This is a genomic window from Halomonas sp. EF61, from assembly GCF_040147045.1.
GTDB lineage: Bacteria > Pseudomonadota > Gammaproteobacteria > Pseudomonadales > Halomonadaceae > Halomonas > Halomonas litopenaei.
In genome coordinates this window covers 640,454-662,248 of sequence record NZ_JAMSHM010000002.1, presented here as the reverse complement: position 1 = coordinate 662,248, position 21,795 = coordinate 640,454, and the positions used below count along the sequence as shown (strand labels likewise).

18 protein-coding genes are annotated in these 21,795 nt (G+C 64.2%); 10 read left to right on the top strand and 8 right to left on the bottom strand.

The annotated features are described in order from the left end of the window. Positions 1–99 precede the first annotated feature (99 nt). Positions 100–894, bottom strand: a complete 795-nt coding sequence (locus NFI08_RS11850) for an arylamine N-acetyltransferase family protein (protein WP_349589549.1) — start codon at positions 892–894, stop codon at positions 100–102. Positions 895–1,034: 140 nt separating this feature from the next. On the opposite strand from NFI08_RS11850, the gene NFI08_RS11845 reads away from it, so the two are divergent. The 7 genes from NFI08_RS11845 (at position 1,035) to NFI08_RS11815 (ending at position 8,472) form a co-directional block, all read left to right on the top strand. Then, complete coding sequence (locus tag NFI08_RS11845) at positions 1,035–1,592, top strand: YgjV family protein (protein WP_349589546.1); 558 nt, start codon at positions 1,035–1,037, stop codon at positions 1,590–1,592. Positions 1,593–1,697: 105 nt separating this feature from the next. Next, positions 1,698–2,153 (top strand): arsenate reductase ArsC, encoded by a 456-nt coding sequence (locus NFI08_RS11840; protein WP_308812402.1) that lies wholly within the window; start codon positions 1,698–1,700, stop codon positions 2,151–2,153. Positions 2,154–2,225: 72 nt separating this feature from the next. Continuing rightward, complete coding sequence (locus NFI08_RS11835; RefSeq protein WP_108450213.1) at positions 2,226–3,242, top strand: ArsJ-associated glyceraldehyde-3-phosphate dehydrogenase; 1,017 nt, start codon at positions 2,226–2,228, stop codon at positions 3,240–3,242. 7 nt (positions 3,243–3,249) lie between these two features. After that, a complete protein-coding gene (arsJ, locus tag NFI08_RS11830; RefSeq protein ID WP_502881095.1) occupies positions 3,250–4,497 on the top strand; it encodes an organoarsenical effux MFS transporter ArsJ in 1,248 nt (415 codons plus the stop codon). Positions 4,498–4,735: 238 nt separating this feature from the next. Continuing rightward, positions 4,736–5,089, top strand: a complete 354-nt coding sequence (locus tag NFI08_RS11825; RefSeq protein WP_108131519.1) for a metalloregulator ArsR/SmtB family transcription factor — start codon at positions 4,736–4,738, stop codon at positions 5,087–5,089. Positions 5,090–5,269: 180 nt separating this feature from the next. Further along, positions 5,270–7,621: a glucose/quinate/shikimate family membrane-bound PQQ-dependent dehydrogenase gene (locus NFI08_RS11820; protein WP_349589541.1), complete on the top strand. Its 2,352-nt coding sequence runs from the start codon at positions 5,270–5,272 to the stop codon at positions 7,619–7,621. A gap of 233 nt (positions 7,622–7,854) precedes the next feature. Next, positions 7,855–8,472 (top strand): hypothetical protein, encoded by a 618-nt coding sequence (locus tag NFI08_RS11815; RefSeq protein WP_222515446.1) that lies wholly within the window; start codon positions 7,855–7,857, stop codon positions 8,470–8,472. A gap of 87 nt (positions 8,473–8,559) precedes the next feature. On the opposite strand, the gene NFI08_RS11810 is transcribed toward NFI08_RS11815, so the two are convergent. From NFI08_RS11810 to NFI08_RS11785, 6 genes are all read right to left on the bottom strand, one after another. Continuing rightward, the gene (locus NFI08_RS11810; protein ID WP_349589538.1) at positions 8,560–9,822 is read right to left on the bottom strand and encodes a lactonase family protein; all 1,263 of its coding nucleotides are present in this window, start codon (positions 9,820–9,822) and stop codon (positions 8,560–8,562) included. Positions 9,823–10,070: 248 nt separating this feature from the next. Then, the gene (locus NFI08_RS11805) at positions 10,071–11,435 is read right to left on the bottom strand and encodes an APC family permease (RefSeq protein ID WP_045991889.1); all 1,365 of its coding nucleotides are present in this window, start codon (positions 11,433–11,435) and stop codon (positions 10,071–10,073) included. Positions 11,436–11,708: 273 nt separating this feature from the next. Continuing rightward, on the bottom strand, positions 11,709–12,740 hold the full coding sequence (locus NFI08_RS11800) for a histone deacetylase family protein (protein WP_108449709.1): 1,032 nt from the start codon (positions 12,738–12,740) through the stop codon (positions 11,709–11,711). A 69-nt stretch (positions 12,741–12,809) separates the two neighbouring features. Beyond that, positions 12,810–14,279 carry an NAD(P)/FAD-dependent oxidoreductase gene (locus NFI08_RS11795; protein WP_349589534.1) on the bottom strand — a complete coding sequence of 490 codons (1,470 nt, stop codon included), beginning with the start codon at positions 14,277–14,279 and terminating at the stop codon, positions 12,810–12,812. After that, the gene (locus NFI08_RS11790; RefSeq protein WP_045991891.1) at positions 14,279–15,655 is read right to left on the bottom strand and encodes a Na+/H+ antiporter NhaC family protein; all 1,377 of its coding nucleotides are present in this window, start codon (positions 15,653–15,655) and stop codon (positions 14,279–14,281) included. Before NFI08_RS11790 ends, NFI08_RS11795 begins: the two co-directional genes overlap by 1 nt. Positions 15,656–15,833: 178 nt before the next feature. Further along, positions 15,834–17,126: an NAD(P)/FAD-dependent oxidoreductase gene (locus NFI08_RS11785; RefSeq protein ID WP_108449707.1), complete on the bottom strand. Its 1,293-nt coding sequence runs from the start codon at positions 17,124–17,126 to the stop codon at positions 15,834–15,836. A 466-nt stretch (positions 17,127–17,592) separates the two neighbouring features. On the opposite strand from NFI08_RS11785, the gene NFI08_RS11780 reads away from it, so the two are divergent. The 3 genes from NFI08_RS11780 to NFI08_RS11770 all read left to right on the top strand — a co-directional run bounded on the left by NFI08_RS11780 (position 17,593) and on the right by NFI08_RS11770 (position 19,635). Further along, a complete protein-coding gene (locus tag NFI08_RS11780) occupies positions 17,593–18,315 on the top strand; it encodes a GntR family transcriptional regulator (protein ID WP_108449706.1) in 723 nt (240 codons plus the stop codon). 71 nt (positions 18,316–18,386) lie between these two features. After that, the gene (locus tag NFI08_RS11775; protein ID WP_124802494.1) at positions 18,387–18,833 is read left to right on the top strand and encodes a VOC family protein; all 447 of its coding nucleotides are present in this window, start codon (positions 18,387–18,389) and stop codon (positions 18,831–18,833) included. Between the two features lie 139 nt (positions 18,834–18,972). Continuing rightward, entirely contained in the window at positions 18,973–19,635 is a 663-nt protein-coding gene (locus NFI08_RS11770; protein ID WP_162816517.1) for an MOSC domain-containing protein, read from the top strand. 211 nt (positions 19,636–19,846) lie between these two features. Here the strand turns inward: NFI08_RS11770 and NFI08_RS11765 are convergent, their stop codons facing one another. Continuing rightward, positions 19,847–21,616 (bottom strand): peptidoglycan DD-metalloendopeptidase family protein, encoded by a 1,770-nt coding sequence (locus NFI08_RS11765; protein WP_045991895.1) that lies wholly within the window; start codon positions 21,614–21,616, stop codon positions 19,847–19,849. Positions 21,617–21,795: the final 179 nt, after the last annotated feature.

Sequence of the window (21,795 nt, the reverse complement as noted above, 5' to 3'; positions counted from 1 at the left end):
AAAAATCGGTGAGACAGCGCAGTTTACGGGGTGTAAATGAGCATGTTGATCCGATTTTTAACGCCGTATTACCGAGCGCAGGCACTTTTCAGACAAGCCCTAGAGTGGGGCGAGATCCTCGTAGCTCGCCTCCAGCACGATCCCGAAGTGCTCTTCAAGCGCCGCCAGGTAGGCCGCGCCCGGGGGCAGGAGCTGTTCGCTTGTCGTGTCCCCGCGTCGGATCTTCAGGGTGAAGTCGGAAAGGCTGATCTGGCCCTCGGGGGTGGCCAGCACGGCCATGCGCGAGGTGGTGAAGTGCAGGCCTGGCCAGGTGGAGGTGAAGTGATTGGCCATCTGAATATCACCTTCGCAGACCGTGGTGAAATCGACGGTATAGAGGTCGACCCACTGGGCTCCCATCAATGATTGCAGCATGATCCCGTAGCGAGCGTTTTCCACCAGTCGTAGTGTCTGGTCTCCGATGTGGAGCGGGGTGTCCGGGGTCAGCGGGATCGGGGCACGGGGCGTATTGGTGCCGAAGCCGGCGTCGACCAGCCATTGGCGTTTGTCCAGCGTCACCAGCGATACCTGATGACTGCGCCCGGTGGGGGTTCCCGACAGATGCACACGTCCCAACAGGGCCCTGGCCTCGAATCCGAAGGCCTCAAGTGCCATGAGCAACAGGCCGTTGAGCTCGAAGCAGTAGCCGCCCCGGCGTTGACCGATGAGCTTGGCCAGAATCCCCTGGGCACTGACATCCACGCCGCGGCCCAGGCAGATATCGAAGTTCTCGAAGGGCAGCGAGGTGAGCTGGGCGCGATGCAGCGCGCGCAAGCACTCGGCAGACACCTCGACGGGTTGCACAAGGCCGATACGCTCAAGGTATTGGTCGCAGGGAAAGTCCGAGAGGGGCATGGGCGGTTACGCGTAGCAAAGTTCGGTTTAGCCTAGTGCGAGGGCAGCGGCCTTGCCAGCCTTCGCACGTCGTCACCACGCGTGCGGACAGGCGCGGTCGCTTGCCTGCCTGCCCGGCATAGCGCAACAGCCGTGCTAGGATGACCGATCCTTTTTCGATCGCTTGGGGGCTTGGCATGGAGGAGATGGGGCTGCGATGGCTCGCCGGGCAGGCCGTCAGCCTGGTGGCGCTCACGCTCTGCGTGATCGGCTTCGCCAGCCGGCATGACGACAAGCTGTTGGTATTGCTGCTAGGAGCCAACCTGGCCTTCGCGACCCAGTTTGCCCTGCTGGGTAGCTGGGTAGCCGCGTCGATCTCGGCCCTGATCATCCTGCGCATCGCTCTGGCGCGACGCTTTCCCGGCAATCTGGCGATCATGCTCGGCATGTTGCTCGCCACCTTGCTGGTAGCGGCGCTGACCTGGAGCGATGCGCGTGATCTTCCTGCCCTGGCGGCAGGGCTGCTTGGCACCTTTGCCATGTTCATGCTCAGAGGGGTGGCGATGCGTCTGGTACTGGCCGGCGCCGCCTTCTGCTGGATCATCAGCAATCTGCTGGCAGGTTCGCTGGGTGGCACTCTGGCCGAGACGCTGATCTTCACCACCAACATCATCACCATCGTGCGCCTGAGGCGCCAGGCCTCGGCCGCCGCCCACTGATCCTGGCGCCAGTCGTCGATTCCTTGTGGTGGACGCGAAACGGTCACGGAATTGACATCCTTGTCTCGTATATATGAAATTCCATATATCCTGAGGCGCCCCCCGATGACGATGTCACAAGAGTCCCGCAAGCAACGCGTGCTGTTTCTGTGTCACGCCAATTCCGCTCGCTCGCTGATGGGCGAGGCGCTGCTGCGCCACCTGGCCGGTGATCGCTTCGATGCCTTCAGCGCCGGTACCGAGCCGGACGAGCCGCATCAGAAGACGCTGGCCGCGCTCAAGGAGCAGTCCATCAGCACCGAGGGGCTCGCCAGTCAGTCCCTCGACAGCTTTGAGGGACAGCACTTCGATGCCGTCATCGTGCTTTGCGACAAGGCCCAGGAAACCTGTCGCGACTGGGAGGGCAGTCGCGACGAGCATCTCTATTGGGATATCCGTGATCCCCGTGGCATCGAGCGTGACAACGCCTACGCCCAGGCGCTTCAGGAAATCCGCGTGCGCCTGATGCTGTGGCTGCAGATCAAGGATCGTGATCGCGCCCGCCACCTGGCCGACGATTGATGGCGTAACCCTCTGTCGGCAGAGCCTGGCGGGTGCCGGGGCGCGATACTCACTTTCTAAAGCGAGACTTTCATGACACTACGTATCGGTATCAATGGTTTCGGACGGATCGGCCGCCTGGTGGTTCGCAGTCTGTGGCCGCGTATCGCCGCCGGGGAGGTCGACCTGGTTCGCGTCAACGATCCCGGTGGTGACGCCGCCACCTTCGCCCACCTGCTGGAGTTCGATTCGGTGCACGGCCACTTTTCGCCTGAGGGCGGGATCAATGGCGAGGGCGAGCAGCTGAACCTCGACGGTCGCGCGGTGGCCTTCAGCGGAGCAAGCGTTCCGGCCGACGCGGACTGGTCCGGCTGCGACGTGGTGATCGAATGCTCCGGCAAGCACAAGACTCTGGACAGGCTTCAGGCCTATCTCGACCAGGGCGTGCGGCGCGTCGTGGTCAGCGCGCCGGTCAAGGAGGAGGGCGTGCTCAACGTGGTCATGGGGGTCAACGACGATCTCTACGAGCCCGAGCGTCACCGCATCGTCACCGCCGCCAGTTGCACCACCAACTGTCTGGCCCCGGTGGTCAAGGTGATTCAACAGCGTTTCGGTATCCGTCATGGCTCCATGACCACGGTGCATGACATCACCAACACCCAGACCATCCTCGACGCGCCCCACAAGGACCTGCGTCGGGCGCGGGCCTGTGGCATGAGCCTGATCCCGACCACGACCGGGTCGGCCAAGGCGATCACCGCGATCTTTCCCGAGCTCGAGGGCAAGCTCAATGGCCACGCCATCCGCGTGCCGCTGGCCAATGCCTCGCTCACCGACATGGTCTTCGAACTTGAACGCGAGGTGACGGTGGATGAGGTCAACGCCGCCCTGCGCGAGGCCGCCGAAGGGGAGCTTGCCGGTATTCTCGGCTACGAGGAGCGCCCGCTGGTGTCCATCGATTACCGCACCGACCCGCGCAGCTCGATCATCGATGCGCTGTCGACCATGGTGGTCAACGCCACCCAGCTCAAGCTCTACGCCTGGTACGACAACGAGTGGGGCTACGCCAACCGCACCGCAGAGCTGGCACTGAAGGTGGGTCGTGGCTGAATCGTTGATGGCACGGGTGAAGGCACTGCCCTTCGAAATCCGCCAGTACCTGCTGATCACCGGTAACTACTGGGCCTTTACCGTTACCGATGGCGCCCTGCGCATGCTGGTGGTGCTGCACTTCCACCAGTTGGGCTATTCGCCCCTCGAAGTGGCGATGCTGTTCTTGTTCTACGAAGCCTTCGGGGTGATCACCAACCTGGTGGGGGGCTGGCTCGGGGCACGGCTGGGCCTCAATCGCACCATGAATCTGGGACTCGCTCTGCAGATCGTGGCGCTGGCCATGCTGATGGTGCCGTCCTCGGCGCTGAGCGTGGCCTGGGTCATGGCGGCCCAGGCATTGTCGGGCATCGCCAAGGACCTCAACAAGATGAGTGCCAAGAGCGCGGTCAAGGTACTGGTGCCCGCCGAGAGTGCCTCGGCAAGCTCCACCCTGTATCGCTGGGTGGCGATCCTGACCGGCTCCAAGAACGCGCTGAAGGGGGCCGGTTTCTTCCTCGGCGGCCTGCTGCTGACGCTGATCGGCTTTCGTGGTGCGGTCATCGTCATGGCGGTGATGCTGCTGGCGGTGCTGGTCCTCTCGCTGGTTCGCCTCAAGGCCGATCTGGGGCGCGCGAAGCGCAAGCCCAAGTTCTCCGAGATATTTTCCAAGTCCCGCGCGATCAATGTCCTGTCGGCCGCGCGCCTGTGTCTGTTTGCCTCCCGGGACGTCTGGTTCGTGGTGGCCTTGCCGGTGTTTCTCTATGACCAGCATGGCTGGAGCCACTGGACGGTGGGCGGGCTGCTGGCGATCTGGGTGATCGGCTACGGGGGTGTCCAGACCCAGGCGCCCCGGCTGACCTCGCTGATGGCAGGAAGCCAGCGACGCACGACGGTATTCTGGGCGCTGGCCCTGGCGGGGCTGCCGGCCCTGCTGGCGGTGCTGCCGCTGGCTCAGGTGGGCTGGCTGGTGGTGGGCCTGTTGCTGTTCGGGGTGCTGTTCGCCATCAATTCGAGCTGGCACAGCTACCTGATCGTGCACTACGCCCGCGCCGAGGGTGCCTCCATGGACGTGGGCTTCTATTACATGGCCAACGCCATGGGGCGCCTGCTCGGCACCTTGCTGTCGGGCTGGCTGTATCAAAGCCAGGGACTGTCGGCCTGCCTGTGGGTGTCGGCGGCGCTGGTGCTGGCCAGCGCCCTGATGGCACTGGCCTTGCCCGGCGATGGTCAGCCTGAGCCCGCAGCCTCTGACGACGAGGCAAGGCCCGCTTAGGGCTTGTCTGAAAAGTGCCTACGCTCGGTAATACGGCGTTAAAAATCGGATCAACATGCTCATTTACACCCCGTAAACTGCGCTGTCTCACCGATTTTTGCCTTGTCTAACCTTCGCTCGCCGACTTTTCGGACAGAGCCTAGGATAGTCGGCCCGCGGAGGAACCCCGTGACGCTGAACGAAGAAAGCCGCTGCCCAGGGAAAAAGATGAACAGGCAAAGATGAACAGGAAACGCCGATGATGTCGCTGGACCCGTTACGCCTCTACAAGTGCCTGTCGGAAGAGACGCGCCTGTCGATCATGCTGTTGCTGCTGCAGGAAGGAGAGCTTTGCGTCTGCGAAATGACCGCGGTGCTCGAGGTGTCGCAACCCAAGGTGTCACGCCACCTGGCGGAGTTGCGCCGCTGTGGGTTGCTCCAGGATCGTCGCGATGGACAGTGGGTCCACTACCGGCTGAGCGCCGAACTGCCCGACTGGGCGCTCGACTGTCTCGAAGCCGGCGCCCGAGGGCGTCGGGCCGAGCTTGAGGCATTGCACGCAGGACTGGCCAGGATGGGGGATCGCCCTCAGCGCTGCGAGAGCCTCTGCTGAGGCGCTGTCGCCTTCCATGGTCACCCTGATCGCCTTGCCCGGCCTTTGAAAAGACGCAGGCAACTTGCCTGTATTACAAGAAGAGGGCCTACACTGAAGCTGTGCACCGGCATGTTAATTCTCATGCTAATCAATTAACATGCCGGCCACTTAAACGATTCAGCGCAAGGACCTTGGATCATGATCATCTACTCCCTCATCCTGTTGTTGGTGGGGCTTTCGCTATTGGGGGGCGGCGCCTGGCTGGCCACCCTGGGTGGAAGCTGGTACTACGCCCTGGCCGGTCTGGTGCTGATCGCGGTGGGCGCCATGGCGCGCTCCCGTCGCGTGCCGGCGCAGTTGCTTTACGCCGGTCTGCTTGTCGCCACGGCCGCCTGGGCCCTCTGGGAATCCGGCTATGACTGGTGGCCGCTGGCCACCCGCATGGGCCTGTTGATGCTGCTTGCCATTCCGCTGCTGTGGCCGCCGCGTGCCGGCAAGCGTCTGGGCACGGTCGTGCTGCTGCCGGTCTGGGCGGTGCTGGGTGTAGGCCTGCTGGGTAGTCTGGCGGTGGACGCTCATCGCATCGAGGGGCGACTCAACGAGGACGAGATCGTCCAGTCACCCGAGCTTGGCGATTCGCCGGAGGCGAGCTGGCATGCCTACGGCCGCAGCAACCTGGGTCAGCGCTATTCTCCGCTGGACCAGATCACCCCGGATAACGTCGGCGAACTGGAACTGGCCTGGCAGTATCAGACCGGTGACAGGAAGGGCCCTGACGACGTCGGGGAGACCACCTACGAGGCCACGCCGCTGAAGGTGGGCAATGCGCTGTTTCTGTGTACGCCGCACAACTGGCTGGTGACGCTTGACGCCGATAGCGGCGAGAAGCTTTGGCAGTATGACGCCAAGGTGCCGGCGGAAAGCTCACGCCAGCACCAGACCTGTCGTGGCGTCTCCTACCTGCCGCCGGCATCCGGCGATGGCGATAGCCTCGACGTCGCGGCGGCGAGCCAGCCGGCCGAGGCGCTGGAGCCGATCCAGTGCGACGCCCAGCTGTTCATGCCGACCTCCGATGCGCGCCTGCTGGCCGTCGATCCGGCCACCGGTGCCCGCTGCGCCAACTTCGCCGACAACGGCGAGCTGGACCTGATGCACAACATGCCGTTCACCCAGTCCGGCTTCTACTACTCGACCTCGCCCCCCGTGGTGGCCAATGGCCTGGTGGTGGTGGCCGGGGCGGTCAATGACAACTACGCCGTCGATTCACCCTCCGGCGTGATCCGCGCCTACGACGCCAGGACCGGCGAGCTGCGCTGGAACTGGGATTCCGGCAACCCGGACGAAACCGCGCCGATCGGTGAGGACGAGACCTACGCCACCAGCTCCCCCAACAGCTGGGCGGTGGCCAGCGCCGACGAAGAGCTGGGGCTGATCTACTTCCCGATGGGCAACCGGACCCCGGACCAGCTCGGCCACTTCCGCAGTGAGGCCGAAGAGAAGTTCGCCACCTCGGTGGTGGCGCTGCGTCTGGACAGTGGCCAGGTGGAGTGGGTCCAGCAGTTCGTCCACCACGACCTGTGGGACATGGACACCCCGGCGCAGCCGAGCCTGGTCGACCTGGAGACCGACGAGGGCATGCAGCCCGCGCTGGTGGTGCCGACCAAGCAGGGGGACGTCTACGTCCTCAACCGCGCCACCGGCGAGCCGATCTTCCCGATCACCGAGGAGCCGGCACCGCAGGGCACCATCGAAGGCGACTACGCGGCACCGACCCAGCCCAGGTCTGCGCTGAGCTTCCGTCCGCCGAAGCTGCGCGAGGCCGACATGTGGGGAGGCAGCCTGATCGACCAGATGGTCTGCCGTATCCAGTTCCGCTCGCTGCGCTACGAGGGTCAGTACACCCCACCGTCCGAGCAGGGCACCATCGTCTTCCCCGGCAACTTCGGCGTCTTCAACTGGGGTAGCCTGGCGGTGGACCCCAAGCGCCAGGTGATGTTCGGCATGCCGCTGTATCTGGCCTTCACCAGCACCCTGGTGCCCAAGGACGGCGCCGAACTTGGCGAGACCAACCAGGGTGAGCAGGGGCTCAACGAGAACGCCGGTGCCGACTATGCGGTGGAGATGAAGCCGTTCCTGTCGCCGCTGGGCATTCCCTGCCAGCAGCCGCCCTGGGGCTACGTGGCCGGCACCGACCTGCGTACCGGTGAGGTCGCCTGGCAGCACAAGAACGGCACCATCGAAGACATGACAGCGCTGCCGCTGCCCTTCGAGATGGGGGTGCCGGGTATCGGCGGCCCGATCATCACCGACGGAGGGGTGGCCTTCCTGGCGGCGTCCGTGGACGACTACTTCCGTGCCTACGACCTGACCACCGGCGAGCAGCTGTGGGAGTCGCGGCTGCCAGCCGGCGGCCAGGCCACGCCGATGACCTACCTCAACAGCCAGGGCGAGCAGATGGTCGTGCTGGTGGCCGGGGGGCATGGCTCGATCGGCACCACCATCGGTGACTACGTGATGGCCTACAAGCTGCCGGATCAGGCGTCACAATAGGCGAGCAGGGAGGGGAGCCGAACATTCGGCTCCTGCCCTGAAACAACGCCATTGCAGCAAGAGCCCCCGTCGGATGCCCGTCGGGGGCTCTTGCTTGTGTCACAAGGTGGCCGACAAGGGTGCGGCAAAACACCCGCTACCGGCCATAATAAAAGATTTAGATAATGGGGATCTTTGTGCCGCTTCGGGATCGAGCGTCTCGACGGCCTACCGCCAGGGACAGGGAGAAACGCATGTCAGATATCGCCCTCTACGTGATGATCTACGCGGCCGTGCTGTTGTCGATCTATCAGGTCTACTACATCTACTACGAGCAGCACTTTGCCGACTTCGAAAAGCGTCCCGGAATGGATGCCGAGGCGCTTGAGGAGCTGTCGCGGTTGGCCGAGCAGGCCAGGAATACCGGTGATCGCGAGGCCTTTGCCCGGGCGGTGAACGAGCGCTTCGATGGCCGCGTCGACCCCAGGGTAGCGCTGGCGGCCTTTTCCCGGGACGACGAGCCGGTCAATGCCGCCATGCTGCTACGCCGCCGTCGCCAGATCGTCACCAATGGTCGCATCATGGTCCGCCATCTGGCCAGCTGGACGACCCGCCCGCCGAGCCGGGACCTGCGTGGCACCCTGATCATCGTGATCATCGCGCTGTGCCTGTCGGTGCTGGGGCTGGGTGGGCTCAGCGTCTATACCATCGGCTATGAACTGGGCTCACCGGCGTTCGCCTGGGCCAACGATCCCGCCGTCCTGCTTTCGTTGATCGCGCTGCTGATCGTCGCCACCCACCTGGTCTACAAGCTGGACGTCTACCTTCACGATCTCTACGAAATTGGCAGGCTGAACCCGCACTTTCGCTAGGGCTAGCCTGAAAAGTGCCCGTGCTCGTCGACTCTTTGGGCAGGGCTCCAGGCGTCGCCGTATCTGCCGTCTTCCAGTGCCACAAGGCTAGCCGTCTTCCAGCACCACCAGGCCGTAGCTGCCGAGCTCCGGCAGTCCGCCTGCACTGGTGCGCAGGGATAGACCACCATCCTCGGCGACATCGAAGGCCATCACCTGGCCGGTGTTGCCGACCAGCTGATAGAGGGTGTCGCCGTCGGGGCTCAGCGCCATGTCCGAGAAGAACAGCAATTCGCCGTCGTCCTTGTAGGCGGTGGCATCCTTGAGGGCGATGCTGCCGTCCGGTTTGACGCTGTAGCGGCTGATGGAACTCGACAGGGCGTTGGCGGTGTAGAGGGTGTCGCCGTCGGCGTTCAGCGCGACCCAGCAGTTGGCGATCTCGCCTCCTTCCATGGCAGCGCCGGTCAGGGCGTCGGCGGTCTTCAGGGTGAGTCCGCCCTGATCATCCAGCACATAGCTCGAAACCGAGCTGGTCTGCCAGCTGTAGAGCGGGCTCTGGGGTACCTTGTCGGCCTCTTCACGCAGGCCGAACTCCGGCGTCAGGAAGCGTGCCTCCGACATCAGCAGGGTCTCGCCCTGGTCCCCCTTGCCGATGGCGAAGCCCACCGGTATGGCGTGGAAGCGTTCGGCCGGCGCACGCGGGCTGTCCACGCTGGCGATCGGATCGGCGGACAGACCATCGTCACTGACCGCAAAGCTGTGAATCTTGCCGGTCACCAGCTCGTTAACGATGACGAAGGCTCCGGAACGCGAGAAGGCGATGGTCGAGGGGCGGGCACCCAGGTCGCGCCGGCTGCCCTGGATCGCGATCAGTCCTTCGGGGGTGTGGCGATACAGCGCGATGGAGCCGGCCTGGTTGCTGTCACCCACGCTGGCGGTGGCGACCAGGTGGCCGTGGATGGCGACAGAAATCGGGAAACGGTCCGAGGCCGTCACGCTGTTGACGGCCTGAAGGCTGCCGTCGGGGGCGCGGTTCATCAGGCTGAGGGTACCGTCGCCCGGGTTGACCGCCACCATCCAGCCGCCGTCCGCGGAGGCCGCGATGGCGTTGGCGGAGATCAGGGGGTCGTCGCCGTTGGCCAGCGGGTGGTCAGGGTTCTTCTCCAGAGCCGGAATCTCCAGATCACCGGTACCAAGGCCCCCGGTGGGATACTCGGAGGCTAGGGAAAGCGTGCCGTCATCGTCGGCATGGAAGGCGGCGACCGAGTTGCCTTCGGTCTTGTTGGTGACCACGTAGATCGTTTCTGCCGCCAGGCAGGTGGACAGCGGGGCAAGTGTCAGCAGCATCAGGGTGGGCAGGCGTGGCGTCATGGGCGGGGCTCTCCATGGGAAGGGACTCTCGATAGCTATCTCTTACCTTAGGGCAGTCCTGCAGCGGTGCTCTTCATGGCTGTGCCTTGCCACAACACGGCCGGAAAAAAGGTCGATGCGATGCCTCGATGCGCGATCTTGCAAGGTTTGTGGTGCGCCAAAGAAGAGCGCCGACATCCCGGGATGTCGGCGCTGTGGGCAGGGGCTGTAAACCGCGACGCTCTGATCGGAGGCGCCGCGGTCAGCGCTCAGTTTTCCTTGAGCTCCAGGTCCGGTACTTCGACCTTGAACAGGCGGGTCAGATAGAGCAGGTAGGCAAAGCCGACGGCGACCCAGGTGAGGCCCACCTGGAAGGTGTTGAGCGACAGACTCGACCACAGCCAGATGGTCAACAGGAAGCCGACGCTTGGCATGACGCCGTAGCGCAGCAGGTTCTTGGGTTGCATCAGGTGCTCATCCACCAGGTAGTGCTTGATCACCGAAAGGTTGACGAAGGAGAAGGCGACCAGGGCGCCGAAGCTGATCATGGTGGCGGCCAGCTCCAGGCTGATGACCAGCGCCATCAGCGAGATGGCGCCGACGATCAACGTCGACCCCAGCGGGGTGCCGTAGCGCTGGCTGAGCTTGCCGAAGACCTTGGGCAGGACCTGGTCGCGGCCCATGGCGAACAGGATCCGGGAGACGCTGGCCTGGGCGGCCATGGCCGAGGCGAAGCAGCCTGCTACATATGCAGCGGTGAAGAAGGCGACCAAAAAGCCCCCGCCGGCGCGGCGCATCACGTCCACCGCGGCCGAGTCGGCGCTGCCGAAGTTGTGATAGTCGGGGAACACCAGATGCCCGACCCAGGAGGCCAGAATGAACAGGCCGCCGCCGATCAGGGTGCACAGCATGATGGCGCGGGGAATGTCACGCTTGGGCTCGCGGGTTTCCTCGCACAGGGTCGAGACGGCGTCAAAGCCAAGAAACGACAGGCACAGGATGGCGGCACCACCGACGATGGTGGTCCACTGGAGCCCTTCGCTGTGGAAGGGCGCCAGCAGCGAGGGGGCTTCGCCACCGGCGATGACCTTCAGCGAGATGGCGATGAAAGTGGCCAGAAAGACGAACTGAAAGCCGATGATGATCAGATTCATCTTGGCCACCAGCTTGATGCCCAGGATGTTCAGTGCGGTCACGGCGACGATGGCTCCTACCACCCAGACGCCCTGATCGATGGCGGGGAAGACCTCCTTCATGTAGATCCCGATCACCAGGTAGTTGATCATCGGCAGGAAGATGTAGTCGAGCAGCAGCGCCCAGCCCACCATGAAGCCCACACGGCCACCGAAGGCGCGGCGTGTGTAGGTGTAGGCGGAGCCGGCGGTAGGGTAGTGCTCGACCATCTTGCCGTAGCTGTAGGCGGTGAAGAACATCGCCGCCAGGGTGATCACGTAGGCCATGGGCACATGGCCGCCGGTGGTTTCGGTGACCACGCCGTAGGTGGTGAATACGGTCAGGGGCACCATGTAGGCGAGGCCGAAGAACACCAGGGCAGGCAGGCCAAGGATGCGCTTGAGGCCGCTGTCCTGGCCGTCGGGGGCCTCGGGGAGGCTGGAACGTCGTTGTTGTGTCATGGGTCGGTTCCTGTTGTTGCTGTTGTTGTTCTGAGCGCTGCTCAGGGCGTGGTCTACCGCCCGTTCCAGGTTGCCGTCGTCGATGCGGTCTGGCGGCTGCGTCGGGGGAGACGTTTCGCCGAACCGTGCACGGTCCCCGTGGCAAACCAGTATGGAAAACCGGCGGTGCTCGCGTGGCGCTGACGCCCGTCCGGGACAAGCGACCTACTGATGTCGTACGGGGCGTCCAGCGTTTTCGTCGAATCGGTCGTGCCTTGTGCCGCGTGCCGGGGCTCAGGCGTTGTCGAAGCCCTTGAGCACGTTGATCGCATTGACCCCGATCTCTTCCACCGCGTAGCCGCCTTCCATCACGAATAGTGTGGGCAGTCCGATGCGCTTGAGGCGGGCGCCGATGTCCAGATAGTCGTCGCTTTGCAGGGTGAAGGAGCTGATCGGATCGTTCTTGAAGGTGTCGACCCCGAGGGCGATGATCAGCATGTCCGGGGCGAAGTCCCTGACGCGCGCGATGGCGTCATCCAGTGCCTGCGCCCAACGGGCGTAGTCGGTGCCGCTGGGCAGGGGGTAGTTGACGTTGTAGCCCTCGCCGTCACCTCGTCCGGTCTCGTTGGCGAAGCCGAGAAAGTAGGGAAACTCGTCCATGGGGTCGCCGTGCAGCGAGAGAGTGAGCACGTCGCTGCGCTCGTAGAAGATGTCCTGGGTGCCGTTGCCGTGGTGGAAGTCGATGTCGAGGATGGCGACACGCCGGTGGCCCCGGTCCAGTGCCCGCTGGGCGGATACCGCCACGTTGTTGATGAAGCAGTAGCCGCCGTACTGGTCCCGCGCGGCGTGATGGCCGGGCGGTCGGCACAGGGCGAAGGCTGGCGCGCCGCTGTCGAGCACCTGGTCCAGGGCGGTCAGGGCGATGTCCTTGCTGAGCAGGGCCGCCGCGAAGGTGTCGGCGTTCAGCGAGGTTTCTCCGGCCAGGGCGTAGTAGCCAAGGCGGCCCTCGATATGGCGGGGTATGGGGCCGCCGGGCATCCGTCGTGTCGGCCAGATATTGGGAATCGCTTCGCCTTGGTAACCGGCCGCCTGCCAGTCGCGCCAGGCAACCCGCAGAAAGTCGATGTAGTCCGCGTCATGGATGGCCAGCACCGGCTCCAGTCCATGCTCGTCGGGGCCGCGGATCTCGCCGATGGACTCGGTCCTGGCGCGTTCGATGATGTAGTCCACCCGCTCGGGACACTCGAAGGGCGCGACCAGTTGGCCGGCAAACAGCTCGGTGAGAGTGCGACGGTCGCGGGTGGCGTCGCTATGAACGATCAACATGGCGGTGTCTCCTTTGGCAGTTCCGGGGCAAGGTGACGAGTGTGCGGCCTGCATCGCGGCTGTCGCTGTCTACTCGATCACGGCGGCAAAACGGTCGTTGAGTCGGCTCAGCGCCGGGCCGATCAGCGGCAGGTGGCGCTCACGCGACGCCAGGGCCTCCTCGGTGGCGTAGCTCAGGGTGATGGTCTGGGCGCCCAGCCAGCGCAGGGGTTCGGGCTCCCAGCGACGAACCACCTGGTCCAGTGCACAGCCATCGAAGGCCCAGGGGGCCCGTGTCAGCGGAGTGTCCTGTCCACAGAGCATCTCGGCCAGGGTGCGCGCCATCAGGTGGCTGGCGGCGACGCCTTCGCCGGCATAGCCGCCGGCGGTGGCGATGCCGGCTCGCCGATCGACGAGGGCGTGGGGGCGAAAACTGCGCGAGAGGCCCAGGGTGCCGCCCCAGCCGTGGCTGATATCGACCTCGCCGAGGTCGGGAAACAGATCCTGGAGCAGCGCCTTGCGCATCTGGATGTCGCCCTGGGTGATGGAGGCCTGGTGACGCGGACGGGCGTTGAAGCGGTAGCGACCCCTGGCGCCGAAGATCAGGCGACCATCGCGGCTGCGATGGCCGTAGTTGATCAACCGGCTGGCGTCGGCGAAGGTCGGCCGCTGTGCCAGGCCGATGGCATCCCACTGGCTCTGACTCAAGGGCTCGGTGGCGATCACCAGGCTGGAGACCGGGACCAGGTGGGGACGTAGCTGGGGCAGGGTGTTGTAGCCTTCGGTGGCCATCACGATCATCGGCGCGCGGATGCTGCCCTGGGGCGTGGTCACCTTGCCGTCGTCGATGCTCGTCGCCGGGCTTTGTTCGTAAAGCCTGACCCGCATGGCCGCGAGTCGCTCGACCAGCCCATCGATCAGCTTGCCGGGGTGCAGCGTGGCGACCTGACGATGAAAGATGCCACCGAAGGGGCGGCGGAAGCGGGCCCGGTCGCTGAGTTCGTCGGCGGACAGCCAGCGGCAGTCATGCTGGCGATGGCCGAGTTCCAGTAGGTGTGCGAGGTAGTCCCGCTGGAGCGCCTCCTGGGCCGGGTAGCGCGCCGCCGCGTAGAGCGCCCCACCCTTGTGGAAGTCGGCGTCGATGGCTTCCTGCGAGAGGGTCGTGCCGATCTCGTCGACATTGGCGGACAAAAGCTCGCACAGCGCCTGGCGCCGGGCCAGGGTCAGGCCCTTCAGGTGCCGCTCGAGGCCCGCCAGGTTGCCCACCACCCAGCCCCCGTTTCGCCCGGAGGCGCCGTGGCCGAAACGCCTGGCCTCGAGGACCCGGATGTCTTTCTCCGGGGCCAGGCGCTTGAGGTGATAGGCGGTCCACAGGCCGGTGAAGCCACCGCCGACAATGACCACGTCTGCCTGTTCATCCCCGGTCTGTTCATCGATAGCCTGTTTATCCCCGGTCTGTTCACCGATGGCCTGTTTATCAATGGAGAGGGGGGCGAGTGGGACTCGCCCGTTGTCTCGGTGTGACCAGAAGATGGCGTCGTTGGACGGTGCTTTCGTCATCACATGAATCCCAGTACCAGATAGAGGGCGGCGGCCAGCAAGCCGGCCAGGGCCGCGTAGGGCAGTTGGGTAAAGGCGTGCTGGAAGGGCGTGCAGCCGCTGGCTTGGGCCGTCAGCACCGTGGCGTCCGAATAGAAGCAGGCGTGGCTGCCGAAGGTGCTGGCCGAGAGGGTGGCACCGATCACCAGCGTCATGTCGGCGCCCAGATTGTGGCCCAGGGTGGTGACGATGGGCAGGATGATCACGAACACGCCCCAGTTGGAACCGGTGGCGAAGGAGACGAAGCCCATCAGCGCAAAGATGATGAAGGGCAGGATCTGGGCGTTGATCAGCGGTTCGACCGTGGTGATGATGTACTCGTTGAGTCCCAGGGTGGTGTTGACGTCATTGAACATGAAGGCCGCCACCAGCACCGCCAGGGCATCCAGCATCGACTTGAAGCCCTCCAGAATGTTGTCGAAGGTCTCGCCGGGGGTCAGCTTCTTCAGGCCGATGAAGGCCACGATCATGCCGGCCAGGGTCACGAAGATGCCCATCAGGAAATCGAGATCGAAGTACCAGGTGAAGAAGGCCAGCGACATCATCGGCAGCAGGAACATCCAGACGCTGCTGCGTGTCTGGTCCTTGGCCGCCAGGTGGGCGATCTCTTCATCGATGTGCTCGGCGCCGGGCGGCACGCAGCGACCCTCGAGCTGGGCGCGCTGCTCGGCGCGCTTCATCGGGCCGAACAGCGGAATCTTGCCGTAGGCGACCAGCGGCACCATGGCCACCGCGATCCACGGATAGAACATGAAGGGGATGGCCTGGATATAGGTCCAGACTCCCTGGCCGTCGGCGGCCAGGCCGTTCTTTTCGATCAGCGCGCCGAAGAACACCGCCCAGGTCGAGATCGGGATCAGTACGCTGATCGGTGCGGCGGTGGAGTCGATGACGTAGGCCAGCATCTCTCGCGACGTCTTGAAGCGGTCCGTCACCTGACGCATCGAGGTGCCGACCGCCAGGGAGTTGAGGTAGTCGTCGACGAACAGCACGATGCCCATGAACCAGCAGCCGAGCAGCGCCCGGGGCTTGCTGGTGATGTAGCGCAACAGGCTTTCGGCGAAGGAACGCGAGGCGCCGGATTTCAGCAGCAGCGCAATGATCGAGCCCATCAGCCCGCATACCGCGATCACCCAGGCCACGTCCTCGTCGGTCAGGACGTTGAGCAGGCTCTCGGAAAGGGTGGACAGGGCGCTGGTCGGCTCGATCAACAGGGTGCCGACGAAGGCGCCGGCCACCAGCGGCTCGAGCGCGCGACGGCTCCACAGTGCCAGCAGCAGTACAACGGCGGTGGGCAGCAGCACCAGCCAGCCGCCTGCGGGGAAAAACGCTTCCATGGATGTCCTCCTGGACGATCATTGTTGTTGGTGAAGCGACCTGGCGATGGCCGTGGGTCGCGTCGATCAGGAGCGTGGCGTGACAGCTATTGGTTGTCGTTGATGTTGTCGTTGGCGTCGTTGATGGTGAAAGGTCCGGTCGATATCGAGCTGCCGACGGCGAGTCGGCGGCGGACGCTCAGCGCAGTTTTTCGCGCAACTGGTAGTACCACATGCCCGCGGCCAACAGGCCGTTGCCGAGGCGCTCGCTGACCGGGATGCGCCAGTGGCGCATGTCGGCGAACAGGTCGAACTCCTCCAGCTGACCGCTGACCGCCCTGGCCATGATGTTGCCGACGATGTGCGAGGTGGCGATGCCGTGGCCCGAGTAGCCCTGGGCGTAGAAGACGTTGGGTGACAGCTTGCCGAGCTGAGGGATGCGGTTGATCACGATGCCCGCCTTGCCCTGCCACTGGTAGTCGAGCGCGATGCCCTTGAGCTGCGGGAAGGTGTGTTCGAGCCGGGGGCGCAGTTCGGCGCCGATATCCGCTGAGTCCTGGCCGGAATAGTTGGCGCCGCCACCGAACAGCAGGCGACCGTCGGCGGTCAGGCGGTAGTAGTCGAGCACGAAGCGGGTGTCGTAGACCGCCAGGTCCTGGGGATTGATCGCGGCCTGCTGCTCCCGGCTCAGCGGGGCGGTGGTGACGATGCCGAGAGAGGCGGGGAACAGCTTGCCCTTGAGCGCCTTGCGCTCCAGCCGGTGATAGGCGTTGCCGGCCAGCACCACGCTGTCGGCGTGGATCTGGCCACGCTCGGTGACGACACAGGGGGTAGCGCCGTGGCGAATCTCGGTGACCCGGGTGTCCTCGAACAGCAAGCCGCCCAGGTCCTCAAGGGCGCGGGCCTCGCCAAGACACAGGTTCAGCGGGTGCAGGTGCATGTTGTAGTCGTTGCGCACCGCGCCATGGTAGAGCTCGGTGCCCACCAGTTCGCGCGTCTGATCGGCGTCCAGCAAACTCAGGTGCCGGGCGATCTCGTGGCCCTGGGCCGCTTCGACGTCGCGCTTAAGCTCGGCCATGTGGCTCGGTCGGTAGGCGGCGTGCAGGTGGCCGAACTTCAGGTCACAGGCGATGGCGTACTTGTCGACACGCTGACGCAGAATGTGGTGGCCTCGCCAGCGAAGATCCCAGACGAAGTTCTCGGCTGCCTCTCGCCCTAGCGGGCCGGAGAGCTGCTTGAGCATGGCATCCTGCCCCGACAGGCTGCCGGTGACCTGACCGCCATTGCGACCGCTGGCCCCCCAACCGATCCGGTTGGCCTCGACCAGCGCTACCCGGTAGCCACGCTCGGCGAGTTCCAGCGCGGTGTTGACGCCGGTGAAGCCGCCTCCGATCACCGCAACGTCGACCCGATGCTCGCCCTCGAGCCTGGGGTATTCGGCTTCTTCGTGGATGGTCGCGGCGTAGTAGGACGCGCAGCGCGGTTCGCTCATGACGACTCCCGAAACGATGGCAGCTTGTTATTGGTGTGATCACATGTTGTGATCACACTAGCAGGGCTTGCAGATGCGCACAAGATGCGAATTCGACCCTGGGCGGCCCAGGCTGCGGCGTCTCGGCGTGGGCTATCGTCATCGAGATGGGCTAGTCTTGACGCCAGACGCAGGTAGATATCGCCGTGATGGTGGCAGGCCAGCGGCCTGTCGGGTTTTCCGCCGATGGTGACAGACGAGCGGTCGACGGGCGGCCGGCAAAAGAAGCAAAAGGGGAGTGATAGAAAAGTTATAGTGGGTTGGCGTGAGGAGTGAAGTGGAGAAAGGAATGGCGAGGGGAATGGCGAGGGGAATGGAGAAGGGAATAGAGAGCGGAATGGCAGAAAGGAATGGAGAGCGGAATGGAGAAGGGAATAAAGAGCGGAATGGCTGAGAGGAATGGACAGAGGAGTGACAAGGAAGCGCAATGACCGACGTTCATACTGACAATAGCGATGACGCCATGGTCGCGCCGATCGGCACGGAACCATCGCCTCCGCCCTACCTGCCGGATACCGCCTCGACCCGAATTCACCGGGACCTGAGGCGTCGTCTGTGCGAAGGGGCCTTCAGTCCGGGCGAGGTGCTTTCGATCCGCGGCATCGCCGCCTGCTATGACACCAGCGCCATGCCTGCTCGGGAGGCGCTGCGCTGGCTGGTGAGCGAGGGGGCTCTGCAGTTTGTCGACAGCCGCAAGATCATCGTGCCGCACTTGAGCCGGGAGCGCTTCACCGAGGTGCTGTTCGCCCGCAGGCGGCTGGAAACCGAGTTGGCCCGGCAAGCCTTTACCGCGATCGAGCACCAGCACATCGACGCCCTGGAGGCGTTGGACGATGGCATCAATCGTGCCATCGAAGCTGCTGATCTCAAGAGCTATATGCGTGGCAACCACGCCTTTCACTTTCTGATCTACCGGCTGAGCGGCTCGACGGTATTGCTGCCGCTGGTCGAGCAGCTATGGCAGCAATACGGTCCCAGCATGGGCTTTATCTGCACGCGTTGGGGCGGCTCCGCCATCGCCGACGATCACCATCGTGAGATTACCCAGGCGCTGCGCCGGGGGGACAGGGACGCCTTCTGTCGCGCGGTGACCGCCGACATCGAGCAGGGAATGCGGCTGCTGGACGACTACTACGCCTCGTCGAAGTGATTTCTGGGCTATCTTGATGACGTCCGGCGCCAGTCCTTCGGACCGCCGACCCGAGCATCGAAAGAACGTCGTTGAGTCATCAGGAAAAGCTCATGCAAATCTACCCTTACCTGTTTTTCGACGGCCAGTGTGAAGAGGCCCTGGCGTTCTATGCCGAGCTGATGAACGGCCGAGTGAGCGAGCTTCATCGCTACAGGGACATGCCCGCCGATGCACCTGATGCTGGATGCGGGGAAGCGGGCACACCGTCACCAGAGCACATCATGCATATGCAGATCGAGGTGGCGGGTCATGTGCTGATGGGGTCGGACGCCTCTGGGGAGGCGCCTCAGGGCTTTTCTCTGGCGCTGTCAGTGGACACGCGCGAAGAAGCCGAACGGCTTTGTTCCGGGCTTGCTGAAGGTGGAGAGATCATGTTGCCCCTGTCGGAAACCTTCTGGGCCGAGCGCTTTGCCCTGGTGAAGGATCGCTTCGGCGTCGCCTGGATGGTCATGTATGAAGGCGCACGTGGCGGCTGAATACCGGTGCGTCTTGATGCAGGGCGTCCAGCGGAGCCGGAGGATTCCCAGGCGGCATTCGCAAGCGGGGGCAAGGAGCACGACAAGCGCTCAAGCATGGGCGGCGAATAGCGACAAGAGAAGGAGGATGGGGGCAAGGATGGAATTTTCAGATGTCAGGGGGCCCTATATCAGCGAGCCGCAGATGCTGCCGGGCTTCGGTGAGAAGAGTGGTATCTACAAGGTCGCTGCCGCTGAGCCTCAATGGCTGTCCCGACTGGGGCTTTCCAATGACAGCCAGGCCAATCAGGTCGACCACGGTGGGGTGGACCGCGCCCTGTGTCACTACTGCGCCGATCACTATCCCCGCTGGAGCGAGCGCTATCCCGACGCCGGTGTGGTGCTGGAGGCCGGCGTGCTGGGTGAGAATATTGCGAGCCAAGGGGCCGATGAGCGCGAGGTGCGTATCGGTGACGTCTATCGCATCGGCGAAGCGCTGGTGCAGGTGACCCAGCCCAGGCAACCCTGCGCCAAGGTCGATGCCCGTACCGGCCAGCCGGGGCTGGCGCGGGCCTTTATGCAGGAGGCCCGGATGGGCTGGCTCTACCGCGTGCTGGAGGAAGGATGGATTGCGCCGGGGCCTGTCATCGAGGTGGTCGAGCGCGGTGATGAAAGGTGGAGCGTGGAGGCCTGCTGGCGGGTGCTGGAAGACCGCAGGGCGCCCCTGGATACCATGGCCGAATTGCACGGTGTCGAAGCCCTGGCGCAACACTGGAAGGACCAGTTGGTCCGGCGCATGGACTATTGGCGCGGGCGCGCCTGAGGACGGCAGGCGGGTGAATACCACGCGCTGTAGGGTGCTGCTGCGCCTGGCGCCGAACTGAGCCTGTCTTCTCTACACCTGTCTTCTCTACACCTGTCTATTGTGTGCCCCTGTCTCTTGGACTGAAACGACAAGGCCCTGCTGTGTCGCAGCAGGGCCTTGTTGCAGGGCCTTGTTGCAGGGCCTTGTCGTGATCAACCGCAGCGGAGCATCAGATGTCGCTGTCGGCGGCCAGGTCGTTGGCCAGCGCCACTTCGGAGCCGGGCTTGGCGGTCTGAAGCGCGGCCAGGGTGGGGCCGGTTTCCTGCTGGAAGGAGGCCAGCGCCTGACCGGACAGGCTCTGGTTTTCCGGAAGGGCCACGCGCATCGCATTGACCTGATTGTTGTTGACCATGACCTCGTAGTGCAGGTGAGGTCCGGTGCTGCGACCGGTGTTACCCGACAGGGCGATCCGTTCGCCCATGGTCACGCGCTGTCCGGTGCTGACCAGCGGGCGCGACAGGTGCAGGTAGCGTGTCTTGTAGCCATTGTCGTGACGAATCACGATATAGCGACCCGCCGCCGGGTGGTTGCCGACCTTTTCCACGCGACCATTGGCCGGGGTCTCGATGCCGGTGCCGATCGGCATGGCGAAGTCCGTGCCCTTGTGCGGGCTGACGCGGCCGGTGATCGGATGGCGGCGGTTGAGGTTGAAGTTGGAGCTGATGCGGTAGCTGCCGGAGAACGGGTAGCGGTTGAAGGCCGGGTCGAGGCTCTGGCCTTCGGGGGTGTAGAAGTTGTTGTCCTCGGGATTGCGCACCAGCGTCAGGTCCATGCGCTCGCCGTCGTAGGACACCGCCAGCACGCGGGGGTCCAGGCGCTGGCCGTCGATGATGTCGGACTCGACCAGTACCCGGAAGCTGTCTCCGCGACGGGTGTCGCGGCGAAAGTCGAGCTTCTTCTCGAGCACCCGTGCCATCTCCGAGACTTCGGCACGGCTCAGGCCTGCGGCCTCGGCGGAGCGAGCGAAGCTGCCGCTCACGGTGCCGGCGTAAAGGCGTTGTGAGGCTTCGCCGGCACGCTCGATGGTCGCCACGTCAAAGCCTGAATCCTGGCGTTCGATCAGGTAGCCGTCGCGCACGTTCTTCATGATGCGCAGCGCCAGCAGTCGACCGTCCTCGCCAAGCTGATACTCGAAGGTGTTACCGACGCGCCAGCGGGTCAGCACGTTCTGGTCGGGCAGGTCCTCGAGCAGCGCCATGACCTCGCTGTAGCCCAGCCCCAGGGTCTTTTCGGCCATTTCGGCGAAGGTGTCGCCCTGCTGGACGCGATAGGTCTGCCAGGTCGGGACGAACGGCTCGTTGGCCGCAATCTCTTCCTCGAGCACGATCGGGCCTTCATCGAACAGTTCGAGCTCGTCTTCGCTGACATCCTCATAGGAAGTGGCGTCGCTGGCGACGTCCAGTGACTGCTGCTCCAGCAGCCCACTGGCCACGGTGCCGAGCACCACGGCGATATGCAGGGAGCCTTCGTCGAGCTTGAAGGCGGGCGGCTGCGGATTGCCGTCCAACGCAACTGGCGCCGCGGTGGATGAATCAGCGGCGCCAGGAAGCGTGCGAGAGGATTGTAAGGTAAGAGGAGGTAGTCCCGACGATGAACGCATGGCGTTCTCGAACTTGACGTCGGCGTGGGCCTCGTCGACGAAGTCGATGTCGACGATTTCGCTGGCCTTGAGCTGGGAAATCGGGATGTGCTGGCTGGTGGCATCCAGCGCCAGGTCGATGGCTTCGGCGACCTGGGTTCGCTCGAAGTTCAGCGATGGCAGTTCCGGCGAGGCAGACTCTCCTAGCGGAACCAGAACTGACTCCAGCGATTCATTGCCTCGCTGAACGTCTTCGTAGGTGGTGACAATCTTGTGGGCGCCCAGCACGGTGACCATGGTGGCAACGGGTAACAGCAGCAGCTTGTGCGTGCGGGGCAGCGAATGGAGGATTCGCATCATGGTAAAAGGGCCATAGAAAAATTGATGAAGGTAAATATATAGGCTATTGCACCATACCCCATGAAGTATGGTATGCCTAGACTGTATGGCCATACAGCGGATGGCGCATCGCCCGGTGGTTTATGTGACCGGGGGCGCCAGGAATGGATGAAGCTGTGACAAAACCCTGTTCGAACGCT

What these genes read in the sequence shown, in the direction of transcription:
- NFI08_RS11850 (WP_349589549.1), bottom strand. Translation starts at nt 894, where the DNA reads ATGCCCCTCTCGGACTTTCCCTGCGACCAATACCTTGAGCGTATCGGC.
- NFI08_RS11845 (WP_349589546.1), top strand. Translation starts at nt 1,035, where the DNA reads ATGACCGATCCTTTTTCGATCGCTTGGGGGCTTGGCATGGAGGAGATG.
- NFI08_RS11840 (WP_308812402.1), top strand. Translation starts at nt 1,698, where the DNA reads ATGACGATGTCACAAGAGTCCCGCAAGCAACGCGTGCTGTTTCTGTGT.
- NFI08_RS11835 (WP_108450213.1), top strand. Translation starts at nt 2,226, where the DNA reads ATGACACTACGTATCGGTATCAATGGTTTCGGACGGATCGGCCGCCTG.
- arsJ (WP_502881095.1), top strand. Translation starts at nt 3,250, where the DNA reads ATGGCACGGGTGAAGGCACTGCCCTTCGAAATCCGCCAGTACCTGCTG.
- NFI08_RS11825 (WP_108131519.1), top strand. Translation starts at nt 4,736, where the DNA reads ATGATGTCGCTGGACCCGTTACGCCTCTACAAGTGCCTGTCGGAAGAG.
- NFI08_RS11820 (WP_349589541.1), top strand. Translation starts at nt 5,270, where the DNA reads ATGATCATCTACTCCCTCATCCTGTTGTTGGTGGGGCTTTCGCTATTG.
- NFI08_RS11815 (WP_222515446.1), top strand. Translation starts at nt 7,855, where the DNA reads ATGTCAGATATCGCCCTCTACGTGATGATCTACGCGGCCGTGCTGTTG.
- NFI08_RS11810 (WP_349589538.1), bottom strand. Translation starts at nt 9,822, where the DNA reads ATGACGCCACGCCTGCCCACCCTGATGCTGCTGACACTTGCCCCGCTG.
- NFI08_RS11805 (WP_045991889.1), bottom strand. Translation starts at nt 11,435, where the DNA reads ATGACACAACAACGACGTTCCAGCCTCCCCGAGGCCCCCGACGGCCAG.
- NFI08_RS11800 (WP_108449709.1), bottom strand. Translation starts at nt 12,740, where the DNA reads ATGTTGATCGTTCATAGCGACGCCACCCGCGACCGTCGCACTCTCACC.
- NFI08_RS11795 (WP_349589534.1), bottom strand. Translation starts at nt 14,279, where the DNA reads ATGACGAAAGCACCGTCCAACGACGCCATCTTCTGGTCACACCGAGAC.
- NFI08_RS11790 (WP_045991891.1), bottom strand. Translation starts at nt 15,655, where the DNA reads ATGGAAGCGTTTTTCCCCGCAGGCGGCTGGCTGGTGCTGCTGCCCACC.
- NFI08_RS11785 (WP_108449707.1), bottom strand. Translation starts at nt 17,126, where the DNA reads ATGAGCGAACCGCGCTGCGCGTCCTACTACGCCGCGACCATCCACGAA.
- NFI08_RS11780 (WP_108449706.1), top strand. Translation starts at nt 17,593, where the DNA reads ATGACCGACGTTCATACTGACAATAGCGATGACGCCATGGTCGCGCCG.
- NFI08_RS11770 (WP_162816517.1), top strand. Translation starts at nt 18,973, where the DNA reads ATGGAATTTTCAGATGTCAGGGGGCCCTATATCAGCGAGCCGCAGATG.
- NFI08_RS11765 (WP_045991895.1), bottom strand. Translation starts at nt 21,616, where the DNA reads ATGATGCGAATCCTCCATTCGCTGCCCCGCACGCACAAGCTGCTGCTG.